14 protein-coding genes and 1 tRNA gene are annotated in these 18,368 nt (G+C 36.1%); 5 read left to right on the top strand and 10 right to left on the bottom strand.

All coding sequences use genetic code 11. The features are described 5' to 3' along the window. The first annotated feature begins 2 nt into the window (after nucleotides 1-2). Nucleotides 3-701 carry a carbon-nitrogen hydrolase family protein gene (locus tag INR75_RS13865; protein WP_223089239.1) on the top strand — a complete coding sequence of 233 codons (699 nt, stop codon included), beginning with the start codon at nucleotides 3-5 and terminating at the stop codon, nucleotides 699-701. Nucleotides 702-750: 49 nt separating this feature from the next. Then, the gene (locus INR75_RS13860; protein WP_223089238.1) at nucleotides 751-1,281 is read left to right on the top strand and encodes a GNAT family N-acetyltransferase; all 531 of its coding nucleotides are present in this window, start codon (nucleotides 751-753) and stop codon (nucleotides 1,279-1,281) included. Between the two features lie 65 nt (nucleotides 1,282-1,346). Here INR75_RS13860 and INR75_RS13855 read toward each other — a convergent pair whose 3' ends face one another. Both INR75_RS13855 and INR75_RS13850 read right to left on the bottom strand, forming a co-directional pair. Beyond that, nucleotides 1,347-1,988 carry a DinB family protein gene (locus INR75_RS13855; RefSeq protein WP_223089237.1) on the bottom strand — a complete coding sequence of 214 codons (642 nt, stop codon included), beginning with the start codon at nucleotides 1,986-1,988 and terminating at the stop codon, nucleotides 1,347-1,349. A 74-nt stretch (nucleotides 1,989-2,062) separates the two neighbouring features. Then, a complete protein-coding gene (locus INR75_RS13850; protein ID WP_223089236.1) occupies nucleotides 2,063-2,422 on the bottom strand; it encodes a nuclear transport factor 2 family protein in 360 nt (119 codons plus the stop codon). A gap of 119 nt (nucleotides 2,423-2,541) precedes the next feature. On the opposite strand from INR75_RS13850, the gene INR75_RS13845 reads away from it, so the two are divergent. After that, entirely contained in the window at nucleotides 2,542-2,964 is a 423-nt protein-coding gene (locus tag INR75_RS13845; RefSeq protein ID WP_223089235.1) for a hypothetical protein, read from the top strand. After that, nucleotides 2,965-3,351: a cytochrome c oxidase assembly factor Coa1 family protein gene (locus tag INR75_RS13840; RefSeq protein ID WP_223089234.1), complete on the top strand. Its 387-nt coding sequence runs from the start codon at nucleotides 2,965-2,967 to the stop codon at nucleotides 3,349-3,351. Between the two features lie 70 nt (nucleotides 3,352-3,421). Here INR75_RS13840 and INR75_RS13835 read toward each other — a convergent pair whose 3' ends face one another. Next, complete coding sequence (locus INR75_RS13835) at nucleotides 3,422-4,396, bottom strand: type I phosphomannose isomerase catalytic subunit (RefSeq protein ID WP_223089233.1); 975 nt, start codon at nucleotides 4,394-4,396, stop codon at nucleotides 3,422-3,424. 223 nt (nucleotides 4,397-4,619) lie between these two features. On the opposite strand from INR75_RS13835, the gene INR75_RS13830 reads away from it, so the two are divergent. After that, nucleotides 4,620-4,693: transfer RNA gene (locus tag INR75_RS13830), tRNA-Arg, on the top strand. A gap of 113 nt (nucleotides 4,694-4,806) precedes the next feature. Here INR75_RS13830 and INR75_RS13825 read toward each other — a convergent pair. From INR75_RS13825 to INR75_RS13795, 7 genes are all read right to left on the bottom strand, one after another. Further along, nucleotides 4,807-6,255, bottom strand: coding sequence for a cellulase family glycosylhydrolase (locus tag INR75_RS13825; protein WP_223089232.1), 1,449 nt, complete (start codon nucleotides 6,253-6,255; stop codon nucleotides 4,807-4,809). A 70-nt stretch (nucleotides 6,256-6,325) separates the two neighbouring features. Then, nucleotides 6,326-7,831: an alpha-L-fucosidase gene (locus INR75_RS13820; protein ID WP_255584554.1), complete on the bottom strand. Its 1,506-nt coding sequence runs from the start codon at nucleotides 7,829-7,831 to the stop codon at nucleotides 6,326-6,328. After that, nucleotides 7,831-10,086, bottom strand: a complete 2,256-nt coding sequence (locus tag INR75_RS13815; protein ID WP_255584553.1) for a glycoside hydrolase family 3 C-terminal domain-containing protein — start codon at nucleotides 10,084-10,086, stop codon at nucleotides 7,831-7,833. The genes INR75_RS13820 and INR75_RS13815 overlap by 1 nt, the downstream gene beginning before the upstream one ends. 7 nt (nucleotides 10,087-10,093) lie before the next feature. Beyond that, nucleotides 10,094-12,280 (bottom strand): glycoside hydrolase family 3 C-terminal domain-containing protein, encoded by a 2,187-nt coding sequence (locus INR75_RS13810; protein ID WP_223089231.1) that lies wholly within the window; start codon nucleotides 12,278-12,280, stop codon nucleotides 10,094-10,096. Nucleotides 12,281-12,290: 10 nt separating this feature from the next. Further along, complete coding sequence (locus INR75_RS13805) at nucleotides 12,291-14,297, bottom strand: glycoside hydrolase family 97 protein (protein ID WP_223089230.1); 2,007 nt, start codon at nucleotides 14,295-14,297, stop codon at nucleotides 12,291-12,293. A gap of 81 nt (nucleotides 14,298-14,378) precedes the next feature. Further along, the gene (locus INR75_RS13800; protein WP_255584552.1) at nucleotides 14,379-16,778 is read right to left on the bottom strand and encodes an alpha-xylosidase; all 2,400 of its coding nucleotides are present in this window, start codon (nucleotides 16,776-16,778) and stop codon (nucleotides 14,379-14,381) included. Between the two features lie 18 nt (nucleotides 16,779-16,796). Then, nucleotides 16,797-18,359 (bottom strand): glycoside hydrolase, encoded by a 1,563-nt coding sequence (locus INR75_RS13795; protein ID WP_223089228.1) that lies wholly within the window; start codon nucleotides 18,357-18,359, stop codon nucleotides 16,797-16,799. Nucleotides 18,360-18,368 lie beyond the last annotated feature (9 nt).

Raw genomic sequence — 18,368 nt, 5'->3', positions numbered from 1 at the left:
CTATGAAGATCGCTTTAGCACAACTAAAATCTGAATCGGGAAAAGTTGAAGTAAACATTCAAAAACACCTCGATTTTATTACAAAAGCGGCCAAAGCTAAAGCTAATATTGTCGTTTTTCCTGAGCTTTCTTTAACCAATTATGAACCTAGGCTAGCGAAAGAACTCGCATTTGAAAAAAATGATGCAAGGTTTGATATTTTTAAAGAATACAGCAAAAAATATAAGTTGATGATCCTGCTAGGATTACCTTTAAAAATGGATCATGACCTACATATCGCGATGGCGATCTTTCAACCAGAAAAAGAAATTCAATATTACTGCAAACGGTATTTGCATGAAGATGAAGTTCCGTTTTTTCAGCCAAAAAAGAATGCTTCAATTATCCAATTTCAGCAAAAAACAATCAAACTGGCTGTTTGCTATGAAATTTCTGTAGATGAGCATTTAGAAGACCTCAATTCAGCAAGACCAGATCTTTTTATAGCCAGTGTAGCGAAGCATAAAAAAGGATTGGAAAATGCCCAAAATCGACTTCAGTATATTTCAAAAAAACATAAAATTCCGGTGCTGCTTGTCAACAACACAGGTATGGCGGACGGAATGAAATGTTGTGGAAATAGTTTTGCATTTAATCCTTCCGCAGAAAAGATCGCGCAATTAAATGCTGATGAATCTCTTTTGATAATTAATCTCGAATAGTGGTAAGATGGATTAAATTTACTTACATTGCTTTTATTTTTTATAACAGATGGAAGTACACATTAGGCAGGAAAAACCCGAGGATCACGAAGATGTCTTTAATCTTATTAAGGCAGCGTTTTTAAATGAATCGAATAGTGATCACCAGGAGCAATTTCTTGTGGATAGACTTCGCAAATCCTATGCTTTTATTCCTGAACTTTCTATGGTTGCTGAAGTTGATCAAAAGCTCGTAGGTTATGTGCTGCTTAGTGAAATCACCATTCAAAACGATAAAAATAAATTCCCGGCGCTGGCTTTAGCTCCGGTTGCGGTTTTGCCAGAATTTCAATCAAAGGGCATTGGCTCTCAGCTTTTAAATGAAGTACATCAAAAAGCTAAAGAAATGGGTTACGAACTTGTGGTCGTTTTAGGGCATGAAGAGTATTACCCAAGATTTGAATATGAGCCTGCTATAAATTTTGATATTCAGGCTCCTTTTGAAGTCCCAAAAAAGAATTTTATGCTGAAGGAATTAGTTCCTGATGCGGCAAAGCATATTTGTGGGATCGTGGTGTATCCTGAAGAATTTCACATTTAAAAAAAGCCACTCAAAGTTGAATGGCTTTTGTAAAATCTGAATGAATTTTATCGAAAATCAGTCTTCTATTTTTTTGGGAACTTTGCGTCTTGCATTACCTCTTCGATCTGTAAGGTATGTCTTGCGGTATGACCGGCGATAAACAATAAAGATTGGTGAGCATCGACTGCACCAAATGGAGAATCTGAGATATATTTGCGTAAATCTTCTTCAGAGGTATCATCTATAAAGTCCATTATTTCCTCACGTTGCTCATCAAAAGCTTCTAAAGCCGCTTCAGGAGATTCGTAGGTTCCGTTAGGCATTAAAGATTCGCTTGCCTGTGCTTTACTCGATCTATCGGTAATACCCGCGATAATATCTTCGTCGCTCATTTTCACTTCGTCTTTTCGCTCTGGATTAGGCTCACCTGCTAACGCATTTTTGGTCATTTCAAACAACATTTCTTCGGTTTTAATGATGTGCTCTAAACACTGGCTAACCGACCATACGTTTGGTGAAGGTTTAAAACTTAGCTGTTTATCAGAAAGTCCTTCGATATTATCTTCTAATGTTTCCCTGGTCTTTTTAAAATACTCTTTTAGTTCTACCTTAATGGTTTCCTTAACGGATACTTCAGAAATCACTTCTTTAGAAACATCAGCTTCCGGAATAGTGGTAAAAGACATGGCGACCAAAGCACACATTGGGATAATCACTTTTTTCATAGTAGTAGTAGTTATTTATATAAATTTTAGTTTTTTATTATTCTGTCATATTTATTTTTTTCCGCAGAAAAAATTTAGCGATCTACAACATAAGAGGTCATTCGGCTGATCTTTAAATCTTCTGAATTTTCAAACTCATACACATCACAAAATGAAAAACTAATAAGATCACCCTTAGGACTCTTCATTTTCATATTTCCATTTACACATCCTTTTTTACCATGTGTGATCACATCTACGATCTCGAGCTCGCTGGTTTCGTAACCTTCCATTTCCTTTAGTGTTTCAGCAAATTCCTCTTTACCTTTAACTTCTTTCTTCCCAATCATGATCCATTGAAAACTATCGGTCACCTGCTCTAGAATAAACTGACTATCACAATTGGCAAATGCTTTATTAAACTGTACTAAAAGTTTTTCCTTACTATTTTCCATCCTTTACTTTTTATGAGCATTCTTAAAAATAGTCATAATTTCTGAAAATACATTTGCTCGTGATCGCATAAAGCTTCACTATTATTAGTAAATTGCTAATCTAAGCATCGATCAATAAAATGGAAACAGCAAAAGTCGCGCCAGGAAGAAATTTAGATACCTATAGAATATTATTCATAATTAAAGGTGTTCTAAATTTACTTATTAGTTTAGTTGGATTAGTGTATGTGGTAATGGGTTTTATAATTCCAGCTCCAACAATGACTGATTTTCCCGGCTATACGCCATTTAATATCATAAGCATTATATTGGTAATCTTTGGAAGTATATTTATACTCTTTGCTATTGTTATGGCTGTACTTACGTTTTTAGCTGCGAAATATATTGGTGAACGTAGAAGCGCTACTTTTATCATCGTAATATCGATAATAAATTGCTTAACCGGAGTGTTAGGGATCGTGCTTGGTATATTAACGATCATTGAAATTCAGAAACCTGAAGTTAGGGCTCTTTTTGAGGCAAATAGAACTAAAAATAAATAAATGAAAAAATGGTTATTGATTAGCCTGGGAGTTATTTGTGTGCTTCTAATTCTGGTATTTTCTACTACAAATCTTGGTACACACATTTCAAATTTTACTGAAGTTTACGCCGATGATGCGTTGCATAAAGATGCTATGGCCTTAGCCAATAAAAATGAGGAGGTTTTTAATATCTTCGGAAAGATTAGTTTGAAAGATAATTTATCACTGTTGAATGGAGACGTTCAGTATAGCGAAGATCACAAAAAAGTTGAGCTTACTTTTAAGTTTAAAGGTACAAAGGAAAATGGCGTTATGGATGTAATGGCGCATCGAAACGCTGAAATTTGGGAGTATGATCGAATTCATCTTAGAGGAAAGGATTCTTTAAGAATTGAAATTGAATAACGAACATTTCAAGATAAAAAAAGCCGGTTAAACCGGCTTTTTTATTCTATGTTTTATTGAAGTCTAAACACTATCGAGTTACAGACACTTCAAGAAGTTCACAATCGTCAGAGCTAATTTCTACTTCTTTATTTTCAGCAGGAATTAGAAGAGTTTGCCCCTGCTCTATTTCTTCGGTATTACCAGCCACACTAACTGTAGCTTTACCGCTTACCGCCATATAAATAATAAAACTATCTATAGCCGAATAATCTTTGGTAATACTTCCTTTTACCGGTAAATAGTTGGTGGTAAAATATTCACAATCTGCAATATTAGAAGACTGATTGGGAGTTTTTTCATACTCCATTTTAAAATCATCTTTCTTCTCGAAATCTATCGCATCGATAGCGAGTGCAGTATGCAATTCACGTGAATTTCCCTGGTCGTCTACACGATCCCAGTCATAAATTCTATAGGTAATATCTGAAGTTTGCTGAATTTCAGCTAAAAGGACTCCGGCTCCAATGGCATGGACTTTCCCGGTATTGATAAAAAAACTGTCGCCTTTTTTTACCTGCTCAAAATTTAAGACCTCAGTGATCTTGCCTTCTTCAAGGTGTTTTATATAATCTTCTTTGGTAATAGTCTCTTTAAAGCCAACATTGATGTCTGCATTTTCATCAGCTTGCATAATAAACCACATTTCAGTTTTCCCAAAGCTATTGTGGCGCTCTTTGGCAAGATCATCATGAGGATGCAATTGTACAGAAAGTGCTGTTTTAGCATCGATATATTTTATAAGCAGTGGAAATTCAGCTCCAAAATCGGCATAGATCTTCTCTCCCAAAAACTTACCCTTATATTCTTCTAAAAGTTCGTTTAAGGTCTTTCCTTTAAGTGCTCCATTTTCTACAACAGAGATATCTCCTTTAACACCAGAGATTTCCCAGCTTTCGCCTAGATTTTTTGCATCTGATTCTTTATTTAAGATGCTTACTAATTTTTCACCTCCCCAAATTTTTTCTTTTAGGATAGGTGTAAATTTGATTGGGTAATTGAGCATTTTAATTAATTGTTAGGATTAAAATTGAGGTTAAAAATAAGTAAAAACTTTAAGACGGCAGGTATCTCATGACTGCTGCTATTTATATTTTTTTTGAAAGTTCAAAAAACACTAAACTATTGCTTATCAGCATTTAAAAAATTAATAAAAAATAAAAACTCATTTTTCTTAAAAAAAGCCTTGTTTTAAAACAAAAAGAGATTATATTTGCAACCGCAAAAATGGTCGCGTAGCTCAGCTGGATAGAGCATCTGCCTTCTAAGCAGACGGTCACAGGTTCGAATCCTGTCGCGATCACAACATCAAACCTCGCTTTTAGCGGGGTTTTGTTGTTTTAGGGCCAAAATTAAAAAAGGGAAATCCAAAAAAGATTTCCCTAATCAAATTAACAAAAAAACTAAACGTATAAATTAATTATCGTTTCCTGTAAGAGCTTTAACCAATTCTGGATATAGAATTTCGCCCGTAGATCGCTCAAAAATGGCAAAACCGTTTTGTCCCTGATCTCCATTATCCCAATAAAAAGGTACTAGACCAGCAGACTGAGCAGATTCGGTTACATAATCCAAATAATATTCTCTATACTTCTCGTGCTCAGCTATGTTTGTTCTGGCTATTGCTCCATATTCTCCCAGAATAACAGCTATACCTTCATCTATAAAGTTGATTTTCATTTTTTGAAATTGATCATCGACATAACTTTCATTAGCCCAATCTTCAGTTTTAGAAGGATCAGTAGCTATAGATCCCCATTGTGTTAGATCGCTATCTGCATTTAGAGCGAAATTATAGGGATCATAATAGTGAACTTCCATCATTAATCTTTGATCGACTACATCCTCGGGAATTTCAGCAAAATTTACAGTATGATTAATATTGGTATTAAATCCTTGAACAACTAAATATCTATAAAAATTCTTTCCTCCTGTAGATCGAACAGCATCAACAAAAGTCTGATTAAAACTATTTTGAACACTATAGTACTCTTCTGTAGGCGTATCATAGTTACCTTCTACCATTACTTCGTTAGTTCCGGCAAATAATAATTTTGGGCCATAATCTCTAAAATTGGTAGCTATTTGAGTCCACATAGTATCTAAACGAGTATTAACTTCATCCTGCTCTTCATAAGTGGGTTGCATCCATCCACCATCCCAGTGAATGTTTACAATAGCATACATATCGTTCGACAAAACGTAGTTTACAACTTCTTCTACTCTATTTATCCAATCTTGCTGAATTACATAGTTTTCGGCGTCTGAAAATTTACTCCAGGCAACGGGAATTCTAATCGCATCGAAACCTGCTGCTTTAACCGAGTCTATTAATCGCTGAGTAACCATAGGATTACCCCATGCTGTTTCTCCACCGATAGCTTCAAGGGAATTTCCTAAATTCCAGCCTATATCCATTTGGGTTGCAAACTGCACCGCGCTTAGATCGCCCATATTTGTACTATCTGGCTCTATAGCAAATACAATTTCATCTGATGGTTCAGGAATCATTCCTGCCTGAGAAATGTTTACTTCATAAGATTGATCACCAGAATTTATTGTGATCATAGTAGATCGAGCAATAGTATCCTGATTTGCTGAAGCCATAATATTGATCTTATCACTTCCTTCCGAGGCAATTTCAGAAAGATCGATCCAACTGCCTTCACCCTCGATAGTCCAGGGTTCACTGCTATTAATATTTAGAATATTATTTCCTCCTGAAGCACCGAAATCGATTTCGTTAGGATAGACAGAAAATTCTAAGTTTTTGGAAGCTATAACTTCCTCATCTTCTGAGCATGATATCGTCAAAAAAACGAAAAGCATCATTAAAAAACTCAATGGTAATTTTAGTAATTGCATAAATAAAATTTTAGGTTTAGGTTAAAACCAATAACCAGATTTTAGTATCTGGTCATTGGTTTACTATTTATTAGTTCTCACTGGTAGTTATTTTTATTACCCACGCATTTTCATCAACAATTTCGGAAGGAGTTAAAATGCTTAAACCCTCAGCTTTTAACTCATAATTTGCTTTTTCATCACTCCCTAAAAACTCTACCTCAGTTATCGAAAATTGATTATTGGAAAAAGATTTTAGCAAAATTTCTTTACTCTCTCCGGGCCAACCAAGAAAAATAACGTAGATATTGTTTCCTTTTTGCGTATAACGAATATCTTGGGGCGTATAGGTTATTTTATCTAAAAACATCCCAGATTTTTCTTGTTTCGTAGGGCCTTCTCCAAATACTTTCCAGGTAGTTGTACTATAAATGGCTTCTCCATTAATTTCTAGCCATTTTCCTATTTCTAACAACACCTTTTGCTGATCTTCAGGGATAATACCATTTGCTTTGGGAGAGACGTTGAGCATAAGAGCTCCGTTTTTACTTACAATATCTACTAAAACATCTATAATTTCGTCGGCTGTTTTAAGTCCCAGATCATTTGTGTAACTCCAGCTACCTACAGATACTGTTTCATCAGTAAGCCAATATTCTTCGGTTTTGGTATTCATTCTTCCTTTTTCAAGATCTTCAAGACTAACAGATTTTGGTAGCTCACCTTCTTTATGGGTTATAACGACCTCTTTATCATTTTCTTCAGCATAATTAAAATAATCTGCTACAAATTTTGCTTTTATAGAATCTGGAATTTTATCCAGCTTACTGTCGAAATAAATAAGGTCTGGGCCATATTGATGTATTACTTCATGTAATTCTGAAAGCCAGTTTTCGTAAAATTTTTCCTTCGGAATATTACCATACAAAATACTTAATAAAGAGTCTGATGAGGAAGTTGGCATATCTGGATCATAAGGAAAATAAGAAGTATCATCTAGCCATTTTGAAGAATCCTTTTGAAATACCTGTAATGTTCTTGCTTTATGAAATGAGGTTACAAATTTCATCCCTTTTTCATGAATAGCTTTTTCTAACTCGCAAACAATGTCACGATGGGGCCCCATATCTACAGAATTCCACGGGTTGGTTTTACTGTCCCAATTACTCCATCCATCATGATGCTCTGCAACGATACCCGCAAATTTTGCTCCCGATCGTTGAAATAAACTTGCCCAGTCCTCGGCATTGAATTTTTCAGCTTTAAACATTGGCACAAAATCGTGATAGCCAAATTCTGAAGGTTCACCATAAGTCTTTACATGATGCTGATATTCTTTACTGCCCTTTATATGCATATTTCTGGGATACCAGTCGTTGGCATAGGCAGGCACCGATAAAACACCCCAATGCGCATAGATACCAAACTTAGCTTCTTTAAACCAGTTTGCTGTTTCCTCGTATTTAGCAAGAGAATCCCAATTCGCTACATACTTTTGTTTTTTTGTTGTAGCCAAATCACTTTTTCCCTGTTGCTTACAGGATATCATAGAAACAAATAGAATAATTAAGAGATATGTAAGTTTATTAATTTTCATTATTCCTGAATTTGGATTTCTAGCTCGCTCATAATATTTCTAGAACTATTTCCTAATTTCAATTGGTATGTTCCGGGTTCTACCACCCATTGTTTAGAAGAAACCTTGTAATAAGCCAATTCTTTTATCGGTAATTCAATATCAACTGAAACAGATTCGCCTGTATTCACTTCAATCTTTTTAAAAGCTTTTAGTTCTTTATCAGCTCTTTCTACTTTACTATTAGGTTTGGATGCGTAGACTTGTATCACCTCTTTCCCTTCAAATTCACCGATATTGCTGACTTTCAGATTTAATTTTATAGTATCATTATCCGTAAAAGTTTTCTTATTCGTTTTTGCTTCAGAAATTGCAAAATCAGTGTAAGACAGGCCATAACCAAAAGGATACAATGGTTCTATGTTCTTTGTGTCAAACCATCGATATCCAACCAAAATTCCTTCATCATAACTAACCGTTTTATCTCCTGGAAAGCTATTAGTCGCATGGGCGGGAGAATCTTCAAGTTTTTTAGGCATCGTCCAGGGAAGTTTTCCTGAAGGATTTACATCACCTAAAAGAACATCTGCTAAAGCATTACCTCCTTCTGAGCCATTAAACCAACTCCATACTAAAGCAGAGGACTTCTCACTAATTTCATCTATTTCATAAGGAGCTCCCGCGATCATCACTACGATCGTATTAGGGTTCGCTTCTAATACTTTTTTGATAAGTTCTTCCTGGCCAAATGGTAATTCTAAACTTGCTCTATCTGATGCTTCAGTTTCATAATCTCGATTAGATCCTGCAAAAATAATTGCCGCATCTGCATTTTTCGCAGCTTCAACAGCTTCTTCAACTAGTTTTGGGTCTAACTCATCTATAGTAACAGGACCATTTAGAGTAACATCTCCTAGTTTGGCTTTTTCAGTCTTAGAATATCTTTCTTCATAACCTTGAGCAAATTTGATATTTACAGATTCTGGAAGTCTGTTTTTTAAACCTTCAAGCGGAGTGATCTCTCGTTTCGTTTTAACTCCCGCGCCAAATCCACCGAGTGCATTTTTCTTAGTGGCATTATTGCCAATTACAGCAAGACTTTTTATTCCACTGGCATCCAAAGGCAGTAAATTTTTATCATTCTTTAGCAACACTACAGATTCTGCAGCAATATTGTAAGCATCTTTAAAATGCGCTTCAGTGCTAATACTTCCTTCCTTACGATCGCCTGAACCCATACTTTTTACAGAGTACATTACTCGCAAAACTCGTTTTACATGCTTATCAATTTCTGTTTCTGAAATTTTTCCTGCTTTAGCTGAATCAATAAGTGGCTGTGCCAAAAAGTATTCATCAAAATCTTTAGGAGTTCCCATTTCAATATCAAGTCCGCTTTTTAAAGAATTTACAGAACTATGAACTGCAGCCCAATCTGAAATTACAACTCCTTCAAACCCCCATTCTTCTTTTAGTAGTTGATTCAGCATAAAATCATTTTCACATAAATATTCTCCTCGAAACTTGTTATAAGCGCCCATCATTGCATAAGCATGCGCTTCTTTTACTGTAGCTTCAAAAGCAGGTAGGTAAATTTCGCGCAAAGGACGTTCGGCAATTTTAACGTTCACATAATCACGGTGCGTTTCCTGATTGTTCGCTGCAAAATGCTTTACGCATGCTGCAACATCATTATCCTGAATACCTACCACAAAAGGAACTGCCAGTTTTTTGTTTAGAAAAGGATCTTCTGTAAAGTATTCGTAAGTTCTTCCTCCTAACGGAGTTCTAATAATATTAATAGCGGGAGAAAGCAAAACATCTTTACCTCTAGCTCTTGTTTCTTCCCCTACACTGTTTCCAAAAGTATAAGCTAGATTAGGGTTCCAGGTAGCAGACAATCCTGCTCCTGCCGGGTAATACGTGGCATAATCGTCCTCTAATCCTAAAGGTGCCCATGAATCTTTTTCTAACTCTTCTCTTACTCCCAAAGGCCCATCGGCCATTTTTAATTCAGGAATTCCCAAACGCTCCACAGCTTTAGTAGCGAACATGCTATTACCATGCAGTAAGCCTGTTTTTTCTTCTAAAGTCATTTCAGCAATAAGGCTATCGATCTTGCTATCAAAATCTTTAGAGATTGGTTTGCCTTTATAGATTTTCTGCTTGGTATTTTGGCCAATATTATCGATTTCAGACTGCTTTTCTTTTTTACAGGAGCTAAGCCCAATAATAAGTATCAGGCATGCTAAGGATACTATTTTTGATCTGATATTCATCTTTAGATTATTTTTTTATGTTGAGAGGTTTGGTTAAGTAAATCCGATTGGAAGCACTTCCTATCTGAATTTCAATTTGATCTTTTTCCAGCTGAAATGAATTGCTTTTTGTATTCCAATACTCCAGATCTTCGGCCTTAAGACTCAATGTAATCTTTTTAGTTTCGCCAGGTCTAAGATCTATTCTTCGGAAGGCTTTAAGTTCTTTTAAAGGCCGATCTATTGCTGAATTTAGATGAGAGATATACAATTGAGCAACTTCTTCTCCTTGCCTATCGCTTTTATTTGTTAATTGAAAGTTTATATAAATAGTTTCTACCTCACTTAAAGTTTCTCTTGAAATTTGAAGGTTTTTATATTCAAAATTAGAGTAGCTTAGTCCGTGACCAAAAACGTACAAAGGTTCTCCTTCAAAATAGCGGTAAGTACGTCCATTTCTTATGTTGTAATCCATCAACGGAGGAAGATCAGTAATATCTTTTACCCAGGTTTGTGTTAATCTTCCAGCAGGATTGTAATCGCCGAATAGAACATCGGTAAAGGCGGTCCCTAATTCCTGAGAATTCTGAGTTAGATGTAAAATTGAAGGTACATTCTCCTGCGTCCAGTTAATCGCATAAGGAAAACTACTAATTAGTCCTACGACTGTATTCGAATTTGCTTTATAGACCAATCTTATAAGGTCTTCTTCCTGCAATTGCAATGATTGGCGATCTACGGCTTCTTTACCTTCACCAGCCACAGGGCAATCTGCCCAACCAGCGCCACATGTTGGATCGTTTCCAACAATAACAAGGGCTACATCTGCTTCACTTGCAATCTTTATTGCTTTTCCATCAGCATTATTTTTCGCGTAGGTTAGTTCTACTTTTTTTTTTAATCGGTCTTTTAAAGCTTGTAGGACTGAAATGGTGTAAGGAGGAGTACCGCTATACCAATCCAATAAAACTTTATCTGCTTTACTACCAATAATTGCGATTTTAGTGATCTCATTTTCATTTAAGGGTAAAAGCTCTTTTTCTGGATCATTTTTCAATAACACAATAGATTTTCTAGTAGCTTCTAGAGCTAATTGACGATGTTCCTTCGTTTTCCAGGGAGCTATGCTATCTTCACCTATACCTATTTTTGCATATGGATTTTGACTTTGATCGTGATCCAACAAACCTAGTTTGATCATAACACGATAATTCCCTCTAAGTACCTTATCCAGATCTTTCTCTGTTAAATAACCATAAGCCAAAGCACCATAAACAGCTTCAGAATATTCATCTAAAAACTGACTAATCCCGGCTTTAATAGCTGCTGCCGCTGCTTTATATTTATCTTCATAATATTTATGATCTGAAAGCAATAATTTGAAAGCACCCCCATCTGTACAAATAATTCCATTTTGTCCCCAAGTCTTTTGGCTAAGCTCTTTAAGAACAGAATGCACCATAGCAGGAACTCCATTTATCTTATTATAAGCTGCCATATATGCATTGCTTCCACCTCTGGTTATTCCCTTTCTGAAGGGTACAGCATAATACTCATGCATCAATCGTTCATCAAATTCTGAAGATGTATAGGTTCTTCCATCTTCATTAGAATTTGCCAAAAAATGTTTCATTAGTGAGGCAGTCTGCCAATATCCATTTTTTTCAGATTGCAGCCCTTTTGCGAATGCCACAGTTAAAGATCCTGTTAGAAATGGATCTTCACCAAAGCTTTCTTCAGTTCTTCCCCATCTAGGATCTCTAGCAAGATCTGCATTGGGAGCTCTTACCACTAAAGCACCACGATTAAAAAATTGTTTAGCAAACCTCGCTTCCTTTCCTTCTGCTCTTGCTACTCGTTCTATTAAATTAGTATCCCAGGTTTCTCCCAGTCCATAAGCCTGCGGAAAGGTGGTTGTGGGTAGTGGCGGCCTGTCTTTTCCTCCCCATTCTGCAGGACCACCAAGCGCTACCCCATGTAAACCTTCCACATGGCCTGTTCCTTCAACACCCAAACGTGGCACTTCAGGATTAGTACTCAGAGCATTTACCTTTTCCTCTAAGGTCATTGAGTTCAATAAATTATCAATGCGCTCCTCTACAGATAATTTGCTGGATTTAAAAGCTGCTTTATTTGTTTCCTGAGCATGATTGAACTGAACATTAGAAACAAGCAGTAATAGGACTAAATATATTTTAGTGCAACTTAATTGCATACATTCATATTTATAATTTCTTGAAACGTATAGCAGCGCCTCCACTTTCTCCTAGCAAAAGACTAAGTGATTCTGTAGCGGTAACTTCTTTTTTAGAAATATCTACGGCTGTTGGATTATTTTCGTGACCTGTTCCCGGCGCATCTGCATAGATTTGAGCTTCATATGTTGCTCCATCATCCAAAAAGTCTAATTGAATATTGATATCTCTAGCTTTTTCGTTAGTAATAGCCCCCAGGTACCAGTCTTCACTTTCAATATCTTTTCTTACCGTCGTAATATATTTCCCTATTTCTCCATTTAGCACCTTAGTATCTTCCCAATCTGTAGGAACATCCTTCAGAAATTGAAATGCTGGTTTATCTACATAATTTTCTGGAAGGTCTGCTAACATTTGTAAAGGAGAATATAGTACAACCATTAAAGCAAGTTGTTTTGCAGTGGTAGTATGAACTCGTTTACCGGGATATCCTTCTTTTACTTCTACATCAAAAACAGCCGGAGTGAAATCCATTGGGCCAGCCAGTAATCTTGTAAAAGGTAAGGTTGCGGTATAATCTGGAGGATTTCCTTCACTCCATGCATTATATTCCTGACCTCTTGCTCCTTCCCTTGCCATCATATTAGGATAAGTTCTACGCTCACCGGTATCCTTAATGGGCTCGTGGAAATAGATTTCTAATCCATATTCTGCTGCTTTTTTAACGACATACCTGTAATAATTTACACCGAATTGACCATGATGCCATTCCTTCATATTTAATTTAGAACCTACCTGCCCAATTTTCACGGTATTTATTCCTCGCTTTTTATAAAGTGCAAAAGCCGAATCAATTTGTTTCAAGTAATTATGAAGATTGGAACCTGTTTCGTGATATCCTACGATTTCAACATCATTTTCCGCTGCGTAATCTGTAACTTCTTTCAAGCTGAAATTATCTGCTTCTTCAGTAAAGCTGAACTGGTGCATAGCGTTCTCGTACCATGCAGGTGTCCATCCCTTGTTCCAACCTTCAATCAATAAATAATCTATGCCTAAATCATTGGCATAATCGATATATTTCCGGGCATTTTTTGTAGTTGCACCTTGTTTATCACCTTCCCAAAAAGTGTATTTTCCTATGTGCATTCCCCACCAAATACCTAAGTATTTAAATGTCTTGATCCAACTGGTATCTTCAAGCTTATTGGGCTCATTTAAATTTAAAATTAGATAAGAGGTGATTAAATCTGTAGGTTTATCTCCTATTTGTAATGTTCTCCATGGTGTAGTAAAAGTATCAACGGTTCTAACTTTTACACCATCAGCCCAAGGCACTAAATCTGTTTTTAAAGTCGTGCCATTGGTATGAGCTAAAGTCGTACTGGCAAAATCTACTAAATTAGCTTCATGAAAGCTTATCGCTAATCCATCATTACTTTCAATAGTTAATGGAGTATGCACGGTATCCAACGTGCTAACAGGGGAAGCAGTAAAAAGGTTTTCATAACGTTGTTCATCATAAGCTGGAATCCACCAGGCTTTACCATCTTCTGCAAGATTAAAAGTGGTAAGCTCGTCCATAATGAAAATACTATCCTTAATTCCCTGTTCTGGAAAAACATATCTAAATGCGATTCCATAATCATAGGCTCTAAATTGGATATCTAACTTTCGTTCATTATTTGTTTTCTCTTTTAAATGAATTGTAAGCTGATTATAGTTATTTCTAATCTCTTTTTTTTCTCCCCAAACCTGCTCCCAGGTGGAGTCTTCAGATGATTCTTCAATATTAATTACTTCCAATCCGTTTTGAAGAGTATCCTTATTTTTAAAGACAAACCCCATGTTTGATGGCAAGATCACTTTGGTATCTCCATGATTTACGGAATATTGTGGGGAACCTCCGTTAATGTCAAATTCAATACTATTTTTTCCTTCAGGAGAACTTAAAGTATAGGACTCTGACTCTTTTTCAGGAGAACAACTGAAAATTAGCAGTTGCATAGCTACTAAAAGGGGTATTTTCTTATACATATTTTTAAAGTTGATTTATATTCGAATTGATGCGGGATTCCAAATAAAGAATCCCGAAATTCTATAATTTGGAGTTCAATTTTATTTTCCGGCAGTTTCGATTTTAAAACTTGTTTTACCGTTTAATGGATTGTCGTTTAACTGAAATTCTTTTCCTTCTTTTTTGACTGAAATTTTTATAACTTTTTCACCGTCGGGAAGGTAAACCTTACCACTTGCGGTATTTGTATTTGAGTCTGCAAAAACCTGAAGTTCCAGTTTTGTCCAATCCATATCCCGAGTAGACTGCGCTAGTTTAATATGCGGTATAAGGGTACCATTCTTAACTAAGGCGATAATAGGAATTTCTCCTGCCTCGATGGTATGCCAACCTTTTTCGTATACTTTATGCGTTTGATAGTCTATCCAGGTTCCTTCAGGTAAATAAACTTCGCGTACGTTTTCTTCCTCAAACAATGGGGCGACAAGCATATTTTCTCCAAAGAGATATTCATCATCGATCAGCCATGAACCTTTATCATCAGGAAATTCTACGAATAAGGCGCGCATCATTGGTAATCCTTTTTCTGAACTTTCCTTGGCCTGTGCATAGATATAAGGCATCAACTCATACCTCATATTATCAGCTTTTCTAAAGTCTTTCATGAATTCTTTGCTGTATTCCCAAGGTTCTGTTGGTGGTTCCCCATGGCTTCTTACGTGTGAGGAAAGCATTCCGAACGGAGTCCATCTTCTATAAATATTTTCTGGAGATTTGGTTACGAAACCTCCAACATCATGACTCCAAAAACTAAAACCACTAAGCCCTAAAGATAATCCGCCGCGAAGTGTAGCAGACATAGCTGTATTGGTAGTTGCGGCATCGCCTCCCCAATGCAAAGGATAACGCTGGCTACCTGCCCAGGTACTTCTTGCCCAAATTAAAGTGTATCCTTTTTCTTTTTGTGTAATTTCAGCAACCGCTTTATTGTAGCGTAGCGGGAATAGATTATGCTCATAGAAACCTGTTCTTCCAGAATGATAAATTCCGTTATAAGGTGCTGCTTCACCAAAATCTACTTTAAAAACGCCTACTCCCTGGTCTAATAAATGTTTCAGTTTCCCCTGATACCATTCTACAGTTTCAGGATTCGAAAAATCGAGGACGGCATCTTCAAAAGGAATATTTCCCTTGCGATCTTTTACCGCATATTCATTATCAACGATCTCATTAAAAAGCGTGTTTTTTGGTGTGAAATAAGGCAATTGCCAAAGGCTAACATGAAAGCCATCTTCCTTCATATCTGCCATCATTCCTACAGGATCATCAAAACGTTCTTTTGCAAATTCATAATTGTTTCTCCAGTCGACTTCAAACCAGCCGGTATCAAAATGGATAACATCACTAGGTATCTTATAATCTCTTAGATTCTTTGCAATTTCGCGACCCTCTTTTTCAGAAAAATAAGTAATTCTACTCATCCAAAATCCGAATGACCAAAGTGGTGGCATTGCTGCTTTTCCGGTTAAATTGGTATATTCATCCAAAATATCTTTGGGATTTCCCAAAAAGAAAAATAGATCTGCAACATCATCGCCAAGCATCATCTTGTTTGCAGCATTAAAATACTTTCCGAAATCTATGGTAATTGGTGAAGAGGTGTGCATAAATACACCGTAACCACGGTTACTCATATAAAAAGGTATAGGCTTATACATCGTTTCATTTTGAACGCCGTTGGCATCATCTGTATACAAGACTACTTTTTGCCCTCTTTTATTAAATTGAGTAAAGGATTCTCCACAACCAAAAATCTTTTCTCCAGGTTGTAAACTAAACACCGGGCTAAAACTGCGGGAATAGTCACTATTTCGCCTTACGTATGAAAATGGAAGTACAGGCGTATAAGTATTTTGAACATCTGAGTTATGTAAAGTGCTTGTTAACAGTTTACCATTCTCGTCATAAATATTGACATGCCATGGATTAGAAATGATCTCTACCCTTCCATGATCACTACTGAATTGATGTCCGCCTTCAATAGTAGTATAATCCCATAATTCTGGATGATTAGGAGCTGTACCTTCAACCAGCATTAATGATTCCTTAGGCTGATTGAACTGCGGACCCGATGTCATTTTTAATCGTATCGTCCTATCTGAAACAAACTGAATTTGAAAAGGAAGCTCAGGAGATTCAGCATATTCTGTAGCAGGAAATTCATTAGCAGGTACGTTATCTGGCTTCATCAGCATATTGTTAAATGCCTGCCTGGTCTGGTACTCGTAACGTTTATATTTAAGTGTTCCCTTACCTGTTTCAGGGTCGAATGAAACAAGCTCATCGGCAAAGTAAAACGTATTTTCATAATTTTCGAAATCCTTGCTAATATCGATCGGCTCATTTAGCGTTTGGCTATTTTGAATTTGTGCGCTTATATTCCAAAAGCTACCTAAGCCCAGAATAGCGAAAACAAGCTGAATTTTTTTTAGTTTTTTCATATAGCTGGTCATCTGTGTTTAAAGTTTTTTGAATTCAAGAAGAAAAACGTCATTCTCACGAATGGAAATATTCATCGAATGCGCTCCTGTATTATCAATTAATATAGTCTTAATATTTTCTGGCTCTCCACTACTCAAAGATTTTAGTTCTTTTACCTGATCTTTAGATAACTGCTTTGGAGCCCCCATTTCTAAATACCTTGTGTAAGGATCATTTTTTTGAAATCCTACCTGATATTTAGTCACTTCATAGTTTCCTTTTGGAATATGCTTCAGGTCTAGAATAATTTCTCCTTTTTCTTTAGCTGGTAGGCGTTGCGAATAATAGGTTTGGTTTAATTCTGAATCTTTTGGAAGCGTATAAGTGAAATCCCAAAATAGTACTTGAAAATCTCCATTTTCGTCTTTGGCTACATAAGACTGCTGGTCGTTATTAACTAATTCGGTTTCACCTAATTTGTTCAGAAATTCATAGGCGTAATAAGCTGATTTCTTGATTCCTTGAGTGTTCATAAGCCCGAAACCACCATGAAACGGTTCGAATCTTGGACCGGCTTCTTCAAAAATATCAGTAAAAACCCAATAGGACATTGAATTTGCCGCATCACCAATTTGCTTTAGCTTTTGAAGAATATAAGCTGCCTGATGATAACTATCGTGAATAGGATCTGCAGGAGTATAAGAAGAACTCCATTCGGTGTAATGTAATTCTAAATTTTCTTTAGAAAGACTATCCATCTTTTTACGTACAGCAATTACATCTCCACTAACACTCCACTCATCTTCATTTAGAATAGTACCAGAAGTGCCAAATTCATCTAAATACCCCTGTTTTACACCATAAGAATGAGTTGAAATATAATCGATAGGCACCTCATTTTTATCAGTAAATTCAATAGTCTCATCTACCCAGGCATTTCCCGCTGTGGCCGGACCTCCAATCCTATAATCTTTACTAACATTTTTAACTGCCTCTGCTGTATACTTATATAATTTGAAATATTCCTCTTGTGTTCCTGCCCAGAATCCATCTAAGTTAGGTTCGTTCCATACTTCGAAATACCAGGTTTTCAGCTCTTCTTCTCCATAGCGATCGGTCCAATGTTTTAAAAGATTCTCTACCAGATCTTTCCATTTATCATAATCATTAGGAGGTGTTATATTTCCCTTCCACCAAAAGATCGTCTCATCACCACTGGCTAAATAATTTGGCATAAAGCTAATCTCCACGAAGGGTTTCATCCCAATTTCTAAAATGTAATCGTATAGAGCATCGATATACTGATAATTGTATTGTGGATTTCCTTCATCATCTAATCTGTACACCCCCATATCGTCTGTCAACAAACCATGCATTCTTATGTATTTGAAATCACAGTCCTTTTTTATTTCAGCTAATTGTTGTTGCCAATCTGCACGAAGTCCTTCGTTAGCTCTACCAGCACCAATACATTCTTTAAACATGGTATTCAATTCGCCCAATTCTTTGTCATAATCGATATTGATCTTTCGATTTTGAGCTTGAAATGTTATGGCAAAACATCCAAAAATTATCGTAAATATGAATTCTAGCTTTCTCATTTTATCGTT

Source organism: Zunongwangia sp. SCSIO 43204, from assembly GCF_019904275.1.
Taxonomy (GTDB): domain Bacteria; phylum Bacteroidota; class Bacteroidia; order Flavobacteriales; family Flavobacteriaceae; genus Zunongwangia; species Zunongwangia mangrovi.
Note: the sequence above shows the minus strand (reverse complement) of the source record. Positions and strands in the feature narration are given on the sequence as shown.